Below are 12,705 nucleotides of genomic sequence, written 5' to 3' on the forward strand. Positions count from 1 at the left end.
TGCGAGACGAAAAGATTCCGCACCACCGTACGTTTGCCCCTAGTGCTTTTGGGGAACAGTAAGTTGCGGCCAAACGAGATCTGGGTAAACGTTCGGTGAACCGGTCGAATGCTAGGTAATGTGCGACGCGTGGAGAGCGGAGCGCTAAAATAAGCCACCATGACAACCATCCCGCAAGACTTCGAGCCTATCCACGCCTCTGATATCCAACTGGCCCAATCGCGAATTAGCTCGGAGATTGCCCCGACTCCGCTGCAGTACTGCCCGCGCCTGTCCCAAGAGACAGGTTATGAGGTGTACCTGAAGCGCGAAGATCTGCAGGATGTGCGCTCCTACAAGATCCGCGGGGCTATTTACGGCATGTCAAACCTCAGCGAAGAGCAGCGCACGCAGGGGATAGTTACCGCCTCGGCGGGAAATCACGCCCAGGGCGTCGCCTACGCCTGCCGCACCATGGGAATCCACGGCAAGATCTACGTGCCGGAACCTACCCCGAAGCAAAAACGCGACCGCATCCTGGTTCACGGTGGTGATTTCGTGGAGTTGGTGGTCACCGGCGCCAACTTCGACGAGGCGGCTGCGGCCGCACACGCGGATGCCGCCGAGCGCGGCGCCTTCTTCATCGAGCCTTTCGACTCGCGCGATACCGTCACCGGTCAGGGAACTGTGGCCGCGGAAATCGTGTCCCAGCTGTCCTCGATGGGCAAGTCCTTGGATACCGTGGTGGTCCCCGTGGGCGGCGGCGGACTCATTTCCGGCATCACCTCTTACCTCGCCGATATGGCCCCGCGCACCGCGGTGGTGGGCATTGAGCCGGCCGGGGCGGCGTCGCTGAGCGCTGCGTTTGCGGCCGGTGAGCCGGTGACCCTGGAGACCGTCGATCCTTTCGTCGACGGTGCTGCCGTCAAGCGCATCGGTGAGCTGCCTTTCAAGATTTTGGAAGCCAACCAGGGCCGCCTGCACCATGACATCGTCTCGGAAGGCGCCGTGTGCACGGAGCAGCTCGCGCTCTACCAAAACGAGGGCATCATCGCCGAACCCGCCGGCGCGCTGAGCGTGACCGGCCTGCGCACTCTCAACCTGCAGCCGGGCTCAACGGTGGTCTGCGTGATTTCCGGCGGCAATAATGACGTGCTTCGCTATGCCGAAATCATGGAGCGCTCCCTGGTGCACCGCGGACTCAAGCACTACTTCCTGGTGAACTTCCCGCAGGAGCCCGGCCAGTTGCGCCACTTCCTCCAGGATGTTCTTGGCCCAGAAGATGACATCACGCTGTTCGAGTACCTCAAGCGCAACAACCGTGAGACCGGCGCCGCGCTGGTGGGTATCGAGTTGGGGAGTGCCGCAGGTATCGACGGACTGCTGGAGCGCATGGAGAAATCGAAGCTCAACTGCCAGCAGCTTCAGCCCGGCACGCCTGAGTACGACTTCCTCGTCGCATAATGCTGGAGAGCTATCAGCGCCCCGCCGCCGGTGAGATTGTCGAGCACGAGATTGAGATCAAGCGCTCGCGGTTTATCACCCTCATCGGCCGCGCTACGACGGAAGAGGAAGCACGCACGCTTATCGACGGCGCCCGCGACCGCTTCCCTGACGCCCGCCACCACTGCTCGGCCTACATCTACCACGTTGACGGCTCGAATCCAGTGGAGCGCTCCTCTGATGATGGCGAGCCCTCCGGCACGGCGGGCAAGCCGATGCTCGATGTTCTGAAGGGCTCCGGACTGCTCGATATTTGCGCGGTCGTGGTGCGCTACTTCGGCGGTATCAAGCTGGGCGCGGGCGGGCTCGTGCACGCCTATGGCGGCGCCGTCAGCGAGACGATGGAGCAGGTTGAGCCCGTCACGCGTGCCTTGCGCGAGCTCTATACAGTCGAAGTCTCCCATGCGGAGGCCGGGCGGCTGGAGGCGGAGTTGCGCAACCGTGGCGTGGACATGGTGGATACCGCCTACGGCCAGGCGGTGACCTTCACCGTGTCTGTGGAGCCCGGCGGCAAGGAGGAACTCGCGGCGACGCTCGCGGCGCTGACCCAGGGCGAGGCAGAACCGAAGGAAGCTGGAACTGCCTGGGTCGAGCTTTCAGGCCGCTAGCTTCTGTCCATGTAGAATAAGCCCCATGACTATGCAGCGACGCCCCAACAACCCCATTGAGCAACGCAAGCAAGCCGTGCGCACCCACGCCCGCAACGGAGCTATCTGCGTCGTGGGCGGCGTCGCCGGCGGTGTCCTCTTGGGTTGGACGCTCACCGGTTTCTGGACTTTCATGGCGATTGGCCTCATCGTTGCCGTGGTGGGTGGAGGGTACAACTGGATTAAAATCCAGAAGATCGTGAACGAGAACCACAACTTTTAAGAACCTATGGTGAATCAGCCCGACGGGCGGCCCGTGCGCATTGATGCCTGGGTCTGGTCCGTGCGCATGTTCAAGACGCGCTCGGAAGCCGCCACTGCCGTGCGCGCTGGGCACGTCAAACTCAACGGCAACGCCACCAAGCCCGCGCAGCAGGTTGTGCCCGGCGACCGCGTGCGCGTGTGGCGCAACCATCACGAGCATGACCTTGAGGTGCTTGCTACCGTGTCCAAGCGCGTCGGCGCCCCGATTGCGCGCACCTGTTACATCGACCATGCCCCGCCGCCACCGCCGAAGGAGTTCATGCCCTCCGTCCCGGTCCGCCCGCGCGGTGCCGGCCGCCCCACGAAGAAGGAGCGCCGGCAGATGGAGAAGTTCCGTGGTGGATTCCGCTAATTATTCCGGAAGTTCTTTAAGGCCTTAAGTCGAGCATTCAAACGGCGCTTGCGGTCCCTGCGGTCTCCGGCATCGGCGGTGGCCTCGATGTGCTGGGCGCCGAATTTGTTGAGCAGCAGGTCGTCGATAAGCCTGACCTGGCCCGGGCGGAAGCGGTAGCGCATGGCGTCGTGAACGTGGGCGATGTCGTCATCATCGAGTAGCTGCCTGAGCTGGCTTAGACGATTGATGCCGTTGTTTTCTAAAAGCTCCGCCAGGAAGCGGTAGTGCTCCGAGCGTGAACGCGGAAAGCGGTTACCCAGAATGATGGCGAGGACGCCGGGGAGGGTCTCTGCCGTGATTTCCACGTCATCGTCCGTCTCAGAGCTGGGAGCCTTGAGCGCGGCGATTTCATCGAATTGCTGATCCGCCAGCTCAATGAGGCCTGCGGCGAGCGTAAAGAGCCGATCGACCTGTGGGGAGGGAGGATTCGGACCCTGTTTGTAGCGGATATCGTGTTCGAACTCGGCCCACGCGTGCTGGAGTACGGTGCGAATCTGAATCTCGAAGGTCCAGCCGATATAAGGCTCAAGTTCCTCCAGCGTGGCGGCGCTATCCTCCGATACCGTCAGTACCAAGTGATGGGAGCCATAACCAAACCCACCGGAAATTCGCGTCTCCGCTGCCTTATCCACTGAGCGAAGCACGGTAAAGGTCTCTCCTAAAACCTCCAGGGCCTCTGGGATAATCGTGGAGTGGAAGACAGTAATCCGCACGCCCAAAACATCGTGAATATCCTCCCACGGGTTCGGATACATGAGCTCGCCGTTCTCTCGACGCTTCTTCGCCTTGGCCTTGAGCGACGGCCATTGTTTTACACGGGTGGCCACGCGGTCGAAGATAATTCCGGCGTCGTTCAGCAAGTCCTCGATGGCGTCGCGGAAGTCTTGCGCCGCGGTGGGGTGCGCGCGTACCCAGGAGTGATACTGGTTGCCCAGGCGGGACATGGATGATTCAGGCATCGTGAAGAACGTGACTCCTTTCGGCCACGGCAAGAATGACGTGAGGCGTATCTACACCTCGAGAGGGAAGCCGTTAGCCAATACTAGTGGTTGCAGGCTCAGAGGGGGACGATGGCGCGGGCGCAACTCGGCCGCGCGGCAGGCCAGTTCCGTCGCTCGCTGTGGGGAAACGTTCAGCAGCGCGTAGAGGGTGTGCGCATCAGGAACGAGGTAGGTAATACTCGTGGCCTGGCTCAAACGTTTCAGATGATTATCCAGGATAACGAAGGCCTGCGGATGCGCCAACCACGACGATACGGTGCAGCGGTGCACGCGCACCTCGAGGCTGCCTTCAGCGCCGCTGAGACTGTGCTCCGCTGGCCGGGTAAAGAAACGCAGTCCCTGCTGTGTTAACGCGCGGCGTTGAAGATTGAGCGCTGCGGTATCCCACGCTTGGCGCGTAGTCAGGCCCAGATCGTCCAACGCACGCTGGCTCACGCGCTTGGTTTCGGCACCCGTGCCGTGCACCATGGACATCGATAGCGTCCGCGAGAGCTGGATGCGCGCGGGCGAGTCGCCGAAGCCATCATCGCACAGCTTAATTCCGTTGAGCTCTTCGCTCGGGCAGAGCGAAGGGAGCAGGTGATCGACGTGAAGCGAGGTGGGCAGCGCGATGGTCATGTGTTCGTCTCCGTGAAAGGTAGGCTCGTGCGGATTCCTTGCCTTTATTGGACTGTGTCTTGCGCCCACAGGTTCCCACCGGAGAAGAGAAATTTCACCGCGCGCTAGAACCCGGATGCCCTAGCGCCCTAGCGCCTTTTACTGCCTAGAACGGTGGGGCTTCGTCGAGCTGCAGTTCCTCTAAGAGCTTGTCGGACTGCCAGATGGCGATGTCCTGGCCGTTGCTTTGCAGCTCTTCGGCACGCTTTTCCTTCGACGTCTTGGTGGCCCACTGGCCCACGACGAGGATGGTGGTCTTCTTCGTGACGTTTTTGCCCACCTGACCGCCGCGCTCAGCGATCTTGGACCACAACAAACCCTTGTCGAAAGGCTCAAAGTCACCGGTGAGGGTGACGTTCTGGCCAAACAACGCGCCTTCCGGGTCGGCATCGGGGTTCGGATCCGGGATGGTGTCCGGGGTGGACACGGACTGCCACGGGGCCGGCCCGCGGCGCTCCTGCGAGGAGGAGCGCTTCTTCTGAGCACCCGAGGTAGCACCCGCCATGCGGGTGTTGTCGCGGAAATCTGTTCCCGCGCCTAGGTCTGCTGCGGAAAGCGGCGCGGTGTTGGCACGGAGGACAGGGATAACCGCCTCCTCGCTTAAGGTTCCCAGTGCAAACTCGCGGGTAGAGAACAACTCCTCGATGGAGCCAGAATGGCCAAATCGTTGAGCCAAGGCGCTGACAATTTCCCCAGCGGCGCGGGCATCCGCCGTGGCCTCGTGGTGCTGAAAATCTTCGGCGCCAATGTAGGAGGCAACGGTGGGAAGCTTATGGTTGGCCACGTCGATAACGCCGGCGCGGGAGGCGTCGCGAGCCAGCGCTAGCGAACATGCTAGGCGCACTTCTGGGACTGGAGCCGCCGCCTTCTGGAGGCCACTGCGCAAAGCGGTGGAATCGAATTGCGCGTTGTGGGCGACCAGCGTGTCCGTGCCGAGGAACTCGAAGAGCTCGGCGGCGGCGTCCGCGAAGGGGGAAGCGCCGGCGACGTCGTCTGCTGTGATGCCGTGGATACTGATGTTGACATCGTCGAAGTGCTCCAGACCCGGCGGGGGAGTACACAGCCACGTGCGGGACTCAGTTTCTTCACCATCGCGAAAGCGGACCGCGCCGATTTGGCAGACCGAACCCCAGTTGTCGTTAGCGGTTTCCACATCGACAGCGGTGAAATTCAGCCCATCAATTCGGCTGCTGGTCGCCGGCGCTTCGCCGCGGAGGGCGGCCTTGACCGCCTGAGTGAAGGCCTCCGCGTCCTGGCCTGGGGCGAAGCGGATAACCGTGTCCCCAGCATTCCCCGCAGCATCGACCGTGCCGCGCACCACGACCTGCCCGAAGCCCGTGGCCGTTGGCGCCGTGCACTCCACGCTCGTGGCATCGGCCATCGAGAGAGCCTCGTGGGCCGGTGCGCCGAGGGACGCAGCAAGCTGGGAGCGGCGGAACGTGAGGGCATCGGCGGTGACATCAATGACAGCGCCATGGGCGGTATAGGACACAGATTCCTTTCAGGACAGGGGAGCAGAGCGTAGGTGGTAAAGGAGCAGTCTAGTTCTCGTCTGCTCCGGCGGATTCATCGCTGTCATCGAAAACCGGCGGCTCGGTCTGGCGGAGGATGAGCGACGTGCGCGGTTGCACCACGATGGATCCCTCAGCCGCGATGAGCTTTTCTTCATCTGGGTAGCCACCGGAGTCAGACGTATCCACGATGAGGCGCCAGCTAGCACCCAAGTCCTTCTTCGGCAGAGTGAACTCGATCTCCTCGTGGTGGGCGTTGAAGATCATGATGAAGGAATCATCCGTGATGCGCTCACCCCGGGCAGTCGTCTCCGTAATCGCGTTGCCGTTGAGGTAGACCATAAGCGCCTTACCGAACTCAAAGTCCCAGTCTTCCGGGGTCATCAGCTTGCCGGAGGGAACCAGCCACGCAATATCGCGGTCTTTCACCTCAGAACCGAAGGGGCCGCCGGCCAAGAAACGCTGGCGACGGAACACCGGGTGGTTCTTGCGGATATTAATCAGGCGCTTGGTAAAGCCGTGCATGGCGATGTTCTTCTCTTGCTCCAACATCGACCAATCGATCCACGAAATCTCGTTGTCTTGGCAGTACACATTGTTGTTGCCACCCTGGGTGCGGCCCAGCTCATCGCCGTGGCATAGCATCGGGGTGCCCTGGGACAGCAGAAGGGTGGTGAGGAAGTTACGCACCTGGCGGCGGCGAAGCTTCTTAATCTCTTCGTCGTCAGTGGGGCCCTCCACACCGTGGTTCCAGGAGCGGTTGTGGGATTCACCGTCGCGGTTGTCTTCTCCGTTTTCGGCATTGTGCTTTTCGTTGTAGGAGACCAAATCACGCAGCGTGAAGCCGTCGTGCGCGGTGATGAAATTGATGGACGCGGTGGGGCGGCGGCCGTTGTTGGCGTAGAGGTCGGAAGATCCGGTCAGGCGCGAGGCAAACTCGCCCATCGTCGACGGCTCGCCGCGCCAAAAGTCACGGACGGTGTCGCGGTACTTGCCGTTCCACTCGCTCCAAATGGGCGGGAAGTTACCAACCTGGTAGCCGTTATGGCCCACGTCCCAGGGCTCGGCGATGAGCTTGACCTTGGAAACCACCGGATCTTGCTGGACTAGATCGAAGAAGGTAGCCAGCTTGTCGACGTCATCAAGCTCGCGCGCCAGGGTGGAAGCCAGGTCGAAGCGGAAGCCGTCGACGCGCATTTCCGTTACCCAGTAGCGCAGCGAATCCATGATCAACTGGAGGGAGTGCGGGTGGCGGACATTAAGAGAGTTACCGGTGCCGGTGTAGTCCATGTAGTGCTCGGGATTGTCATCAACCAAGCGGTAATAGGCGTGGTTATCAATGCCGCGGAAAGCAATGGTCGGCCCCATGTGGTTGCCCTCGGCGGTGTGGTTGTAGACAACGTCAAGGATGATTTCGATGCCGGCCTCGTGGTAGGCGCGAACCATGGCCTTGAACTCGGCGACCGCCTCGCCGGGCTTCTTGGCGTAGGCATAGTCCGCATGGGGCGCGAAGAAGCCGAAGGTGTTATAGCCCCAGTAGTTGCGCAGTCCCAGCTGGCGCAGCCGATCATCCTGCAGGAACTGGTGGACTGGCAGCAGCTCGACGGCTGTCACACCCAGGTCCTTGAAGTAGTTGATGATGGCCGGGTGTGCCATGCCGGCGTAGGTGCCGCGCAGCTCCTCCGGCACATCCGGGTGCGTCATTGTCATGCCCTTGACGTGGGCTTCGTAGATGATGGTCTCGTTATCCGGCGTGTGGGGGCGGTTGTCGCCGTGCCACTCGAAGAAGGGATTAATCACCACCGACAGCATTGTGTGGCCTAGGGAATCATCGTCGTTGCGTCCGGTGCCGGGCTCGTCCGCGAAGATATCGTAGGAGTACAGAGAGGCATCGCCATCAAAATCACCGTCGAAGGCGCGAGCATAAGGATCGACAAGAAGCTTTGAAGGATCGCAGCGCAGGCCATGTTCTGGTTCATAAGGGCCATGGATGCGGTAGCCATAGCGCTGCCCCGGGCTGACGTTGGGAAGGTAGGCATGCCAGACGTGGGCGGTGATCTCGGTCAGTTCAATGCGTTCTTCGTTGCCGTTGTGATCGATGAGGCAGAGCTCGACCTTCTCGGCGATTTCGGAAAAGATAGCAAAATTAGTACCGGCCCCATCGAAGGTGGAGCCGAGTGGGGAGGGGGAACCAGGCCACACCTGGCGAGATGGCGTTATATCAGCACGGGTCTCAGTCATGAGGCTTAGTTTAGTCAATTCCGCTGCATGCGATCGGTTCACAGCGTGCGTAAACCCGCGACCATGAGTTCTGCGGAGCGCACCAAGGTGTCAACGCCTGACACGGCATTCGGCGCTGAGGGAGCTGCGCTTGGCGACGCCCCACTGAGCTGTTCGCGGGATTGCTCCATGAAGGTCGCTCCCAAGACGTAATGGATGAGCGCGCGGGCGGCGACGCCACTATCCTCCGGTGATGCCCCGGGGGCTTCCCGCTTCAACGCGGAGGTGAAAAGCTTCTCCAAGTCAGAACTTGCTGAGGTTTCGGGGAAGGCGGCACCTGCTATGGCGACTTCGGCGCCGTCGCGCCAGCGTGTGAGTTCCCCATGAAGGGAGCTGACCAGCTCCGTTGTGGTCTCTCCTGTAACGGGGGAGAGGATCTCGGAGGTCATTGCGGCGATGAGCGATTGCTTATTGGCCACATGCCAGTACAGCGCGCCGGGAGCAACGCCGAGGTTGGTGGCAACACGGCGCATGGTGACATCGGCGAGCCCGTAGCGTGTCAAGAGCTCGAGGGCGGTGGAAACGATAGCGTCGCGAGAAAGGTGCACAACAACCCACTCTACGCGGCGCGGAAAAACACCAAGCGTGGCTCACAGGAAGCTTCAAGGTGAAGTGTAGGGTTTATACAATCATGCCTTGTTAGGGTTATGTGAAGTGCCCAAGAGCAACTGCCACGCCCAGCGTGGTTTTACTATCGCTCTCTATAGATATTAGGAGTTATCCCTTGTCTTTTCTGACACCTGCCAAGAAGTCCCTCGTCGCTGTTGCGCTCGTCGCGCCGCTCTCCTTGGCTGCTTGCGGTTCCGATGATGAGAACGCTACCGATACCGCTTCCTCCGCGGTGAAGACCACCACCACGACGGAGTCCAAGGACAAGACCTCCGAGGGGCAGTCGAAGGAGAAGGATTCTGAAAAGAAGGAGGGAGACGAAAAGAAGGAAGGCGAAGAGAATAAGGACGGCGAGAACGCCGATCCGAAGCCGGAAGGGGAGAACCCCGAGGGCGGCGAAAACCAGGCCATGGCTAACCCCTTCGAGAACGGTGTGGATCCGTTCCAGAGCATGCCGAAGGTTGAGCCGGTCCAGGGTGAGGCTGCAAGCCAGGAAGACATTGACGGCATCAATGGTCTGGTCCGTGGCATGTACGAGCAGCAGACCATGCGTTCCTTCGTGAAGTACCTCCCGGAGCACACCTGCGCTGAAGTGCGCAACGACCCGAACTCCGGCCTTGACCAGGTGGACTACAACCAGGTTCCGGATGTTCCGATGGACCAGCTCAAGGACATGATGGCGGCAGCTGGCCAGGACACCTCGCAGATGGAAGGCTTTGACTGGTCCAAGACCGGTGTTGAGTCCATCAACGATGTCGTGGTCAACGGTGACGATGCATCCGCAACCGTGAACGTCAACACCAGCAAGGGCATGGACAGCTCCACCATGCGCTTCAAGCGTGAGAACGGCAACTGGACCTTCTGCGGCTAGAACATATCGTGCCTGCACTGCGTGCACCTAGCTTTCGCATACCCCGCGCCATCGGATTTGGTGCGGGGTTGCTCGCGTTAGCGCTCCTCGGGTTTTCTGTGGCCGGCGCCGCGTGGGGGCTGTGGCGTCCTGCCCTGAAGGGGCACCGGGTTGATGATGGCGGCTACGCCCTGCGCAACGTCGCTAACGTTCAGTTTGATTCCTACATTACTTTTGTACTCATTACCGGTGCCCTGGGTATGGCGTTGGGGCTTATTGCCTATCGGCGCGGCGAGCGCTACCGCGGCGTCGGGGTATTGCTGTGGGTAGCCCTGGCTTCCTTGGCTGGCGCGGCGTCGTTCTACGTCTTTGGTGGAGCTACCGCAACGAGTATCCCGGACGATCCCGGGGAAATTGTGGAGTTCGTGCCGAAATTCTCGCCCGGCATCGCCTGGCTCGTGGGGCCGTTCATGGCCATGTTTACGTACTGGTCCGCAGTATTTGTCAATCCTCCTCGTGCCGTGGACGACGAAGAAGCGGAGGCAATGGCGGCTGAGGCAGAGGCTCCTTAGGGCCAAGCGACGGGGGAGGAGCCCACAGCATCGCGTGAAATGTCATCGATGCCGTGGAGGACGTGTTTGATGCCGCGGCCTAGGGCGGTGATCAGTTGGGCGTCGGAAAGCCCAGCGCCCGTCATAACGGCGTAGTCAATGCGCACCTGCAAGCCATCGACGTTGGAGTGGCAGAAGGCAGAAGCCGAATGGTTGGTGCGGTTCCAGTCATTGCAGATGAGGAAAATTTTGGAGAACTCGCTTCCTGGGAGGTTGGGATCCCAATGGCCTTTGATGATGAGGCTCGGCCCAGAGTCGATAGCGAAGGCAAAGAGGACATCGTTTATCCACGCGTAGACGGCCTCTTCCGCATCTGCTTGGAAACGCGTAATACCGAGGGCGGGTAAAAGCTCCCCGAGACGAGCGGTATCGACTGTGCCGACGGGGCCGTCGAGCTCTATCTGTTCTTCCGGAGCCGCCGGGCGGGGAAGCGTCAAGACGGGGAAATAATCCGCTAATTCCTCAAGGCAGGCCGCCGCGTTGTGCAGCGCAGGGATGACAGAGGCGGAGAGCTGGGCCGCCGTGGGTTTCTGGTGCACGACGAGGAAGGAATGGCCCCACACCTCGACCTCGGTCGGGGAGGAATAATTGAGCACGAGCTGCGGCGAAAGACAATTGTGGTTCCAGTCGTTGACGAACTCGCTGAGCGCGGGGATATCGCCGAAGCCCAAGACACCGTGGTGGGTGGTGCAGAAGCGCAAAATAGGCTCGCCCTCGGTATCCATAAAGGCACGGGTCTCCCCGAGCGGCGGATGGGGGAAGAGGAGTTCGTGCGCGCTGACCCGGATGCAGTGGAGGCTTTCGCGGTGCGCGAGGTGCTCCACACGGGCAAGCAGATCCGAGGTGGAGTGGCTGTCATTACCTTCGGCGCCGTTGCTCATCTCGCCGCCTCCCTTCGCCGAGTCGGGGTGCCGGAACGTGTTAGTAGTGACACATTCTATAACCTGCACCTGCCAGCTCGCTGGCTTTTTGGCACGGGTATAGTAATGGGAAGGTATAGAAAGCGCTGCATATTATGCGGCTGTATATTATGAAAAGGGCTTGAGCATGCTACGAACCATTGACCTGCGCGGAGAGACTCTCACCACCTCCCGCCTGCGCCGAGTATTGCCGCGAGGCGGAACCGATGTTTCCTCAGTCATGGACACTGTTATCCCCATGGTGAACAAGGTGCGAGAAGGCGGTGTTGCAGCGGCCCTCGACTTTGGTGAGAAATTCGACGGCATCCGCCCCGCCGCGGTGCGGGTCCCTCACGAGGAGCTCGAGAAGGCGGCCCAAGAACTGGCCCCTCAGGTCCGGGCAGCTATCGAAGAATCTATCGCCCGCGTGCGCGCCGTTCACGCGGACCAGAAGCCGGCCCCACACACGACAACGCTGGCGCCAGGTGCAACGGTTACCGAGGTTTTTCAACCCATTGAGCGGGTAGGACTGTATGTGCCAGGAGGCAAGGCGGTGTACCCATCCTCCGTCATTATGAATGCCGTCCCGGCCCAAGAAGCAGGCGCTGAAGCGATGGTCGTGGCTTCCCCGCCGCAAAAGGAATTCGGCGGCCTGCCGCACCCGACAGTGCTGGCTACGTGCCACATGCTCGGCGTGGACGATGTCTGGGCAGTCGGTGGTGGACAAGCCATCGCCTTGCTGGCCTACGGCGACGATGAACCCGCCACGGGGGAGGATGCTCTTGAGCCCGTGGACATCATCACCGGCCCCGGCAATGTCTTTGTTGCTGCTGCCAAGCGCGCGGTACACGGCGTGGTGGGCATCGATGCGGAAGCCGGCCCCACCGAGATCGCTATCCTGGCCGACGAGACCGCCAACCCCGTCTACGTGGCCTATGACCTCATTTCCCAGGCGGAGCATGATCCGATGGCTGCCTCCGTGCTCATTACAGATTCGGAGGAGCTGGCTGCCGCCGTGAATGCGGAAGTAGCTCAGCGCTACACCGCCACCGCGAACGCCGAGCGCGCAGCCGAGGCTTTGCGCGGCGAACAGTCCGGCATCGTGTTGGTCGATGACCTCGAAGCGGGCATCGCTGTCGCGGACGCCTATGCCGCTGAGCACTTGGAGGTTCACACGAAGAATGCCCGGGCAGTAGCGGAGCGTATCCGCCACGCCGGTGCCATTTTCGTGGGTGATTATTCGCCGGTGCCGCTCGGTGATTACTCCGCTGGCTCCAACCACGTCTTGCCCACCTCGGGAACCGCGCGGTTTAGCGCTGGGCTGTCGACGCACACCTTCCTGCGCCCGGTCAACCTCATCGAGTATGACCGCGCAGCACTCGGGGAGGTGGCGGAGAATGTGATTGCCTTTGCCACCGCGGAGGCACTGCCTGCCCACGGTGAAGCAATTGCTGCACGATTCGCCGATGCCCCAGATACCCAGAAAGTAGAGGCTTAAGT

Annotated in this window: 13 protein-coding genes; 7 read left to right on the plus strand and 6 right to left on the minus strand. The window is 61.2% G+C overall.

Annotation, left to right across the window (positions count from 1 at the left end):
- Positions 1-159: 159 nt before the first annotated feature.
- From ilvA to QKE52_RS00700, 4 genes are read left to right on the plus strand one after another with little or no spacing between them, the layout of a single operon-like run.
- On the plus strand, positions 160-1,443 hold the full coding sequence (ilvA, locus tag QKE52_RS00685) for a threonine ammonia-lyase IlvA (RefSeq protein ID WP_070515721.1): 1,284 nt from the start codon (positions 160-162) through the stop codon (positions 1,441-1,443).
- Positions 1,443-2,090 carry a YigZ family protein gene (locus tag QKE52_RS00690; protein ID WP_046647993.1) on the plus strand — a complete coding sequence of 216 codons (648 nt, stop codon included), beginning with the start codon at positions 1,443-1,445 and terminating at the stop codon, positions 2,088-2,090. The genes ilvA and QKE52_RS00690 overlap by 1 nt, the downstream gene beginning before the upstream one ends.
- A 25-nt stretch (positions 2,091-2,115) precedes the next feature.
- Entirely contained in the window at positions 2,116-2,352 is a 237-nt protein-coding gene (locus QKE52_RS00695; RefSeq protein ID WP_070515717.1) for a hypothetical protein, read from the plus strand.
- A gap of 9 nt (positions 2,353-2,361) precedes the next feature.
- On the plus strand, positions 2,362-2,745 hold the full coding sequence (locus QKE52_RS00700) for an RNA-binding S4 domain-containing protein (RefSeq protein ID WP_029159000.1): 384 nt from the start codon (positions 2,362-2,364) through the stop codon (positions 2,743-2,745).
- Here QKE52_RS00700 and QKE52_RS00705 read toward each other — a convergent pair.
- The 5 genes from QKE52_RS00705 to QKE52_RS00725 all read right to left on the minus strand — a co-directional run bounded on the left by QKE52_RS00705 (position 2,742) and on the right by QKE52_RS00725 (position 8,784).
- Positions 2,742-3,746 carry a GTP pyrophosphokinase family protein gene (locus QKE52_RS00705; RefSeq protein WP_347947847.1) on the minus strand — a complete coding sequence of 335 codons (1,005 nt, stop codon included), beginning with the start codon at positions 3,744-3,746 and terminating at the stop codon, positions 2,742-2,744. The genes QKE52_RS00700 and QKE52_RS00705 overlap by 4 nt on opposite strands.
- Before the next feature lie 51 nt (positions 3,747-3,797).
- Positions 3,798-4,406 (minus strand): hypothetical protein, encoded by a 609-nt coding sequence (locus QKE52_RS00710; protein ID WP_046647995.1) that lies wholly within the window; start codon positions 4,404-4,406, stop codon positions 3,798-3,800.
- A 145-nt stretch (positions 4,407-4,551) separates the two neighbouring features.
- A complete protein-coding gene (locus QKE52_RS00715) occupies positions 4,552-5,937 on the minus strand; it encodes an exonuclease domain-containing protein (protein ID WP_347947848.1) in 1,386 nt (461 codons plus the stop codon).
- Positions 5,938-5,986: 49 nt separating this feature from the next.
- Complete coding sequence (gene glgX / locus QKE52_RS00720) at positions 5,987-8,197, minus strand: glycogen debranching protein GlgX (protein ID WP_102233611.1); 2,211 nt, start codon at positions 8,195-8,197, stop codon at positions 5,987-5,989.
- A gap of 38 nt (positions 8,198-8,235) precedes the next feature.
- Positions 8,236-8,784, minus strand: a complete 549-nt coding sequence (locus tag QKE52_RS00725; protein ID WP_347947849.1) for a TetR family transcriptional regulator — start codon at positions 8,782-8,784, stop codon at positions 8,236-8,238.
- Positions 8,785-8,960: 176 nt separating this feature from the next.
- Between QKE52_RS00725 and QKE52_RS00730 the strand changes: the two genes are divergently transcribed.
- Positions 8,961-9,716 carry a hypothetical protein gene (locus tag QKE52_RS00730; RefSeq protein WP_049155315.1) on the plus strand — a complete coding sequence of 252 codons (756 nt, stop codon included), beginning with the start codon at positions 8,961-8,963 and terminating at the stop codon, positions 9,714-9,716.
- Positions 9,717-9,724: 8 nt separating this feature from the next.
- Positions 9,725-10,267, plus strand: coding sequence for a hypothetical protein (locus tag QKE52_RS00735; protein ID WP_232745218.1), 543 nt, complete (start codon positions 9,725-9,727; stop codon positions 10,265-10,267).
- Here QKE52_RS00735 and QKE52_RS00740 read toward each other — a convergent pair.
- Entirely contained in the window at positions 10,264-11,187 is a 924-nt protein-coding gene (locus QKE52_RS00740) for a YbjN domain-containing protein (protein ID WP_347947850.1), read from the minus strand. The two genes, QKE52_RS00735 and QKE52_RS00740, sit on opposite strands and share 4 nt — an antisense overlap.
- A 166-nt stretch (positions 11,188-11,353) precedes the next feature.
- Here QKE52_RS00740 and hisD point away from each other — a divergent pair, with 166 nt between their 5' ends.
- Positions 11,354-12,703: a histidinol dehydrogenase gene (hisD, locus tag QKE52_RS00745; RefSeq protein ID WP_347947851.1), complete on the plus strand. Its 1,350-nt coding sequence runs from the start codon at positions 11,354-11,356 to the stop codon at positions 12,701-12,703.
- Positions 12,704-12,705 lie beyond the last annotated feature (2 nt).

The sequence above is a fragment of the Corynebacterium sp. c25Ua_47 genome (assembly GCF_039907205.1).
Taxonomy (GTDB): Bacteria; Actinomycetota; Actinomycetes; order Mycobacteriales; family Mycobacteriaceae; genus Corynebacterium; species Corynebacterium hiratae.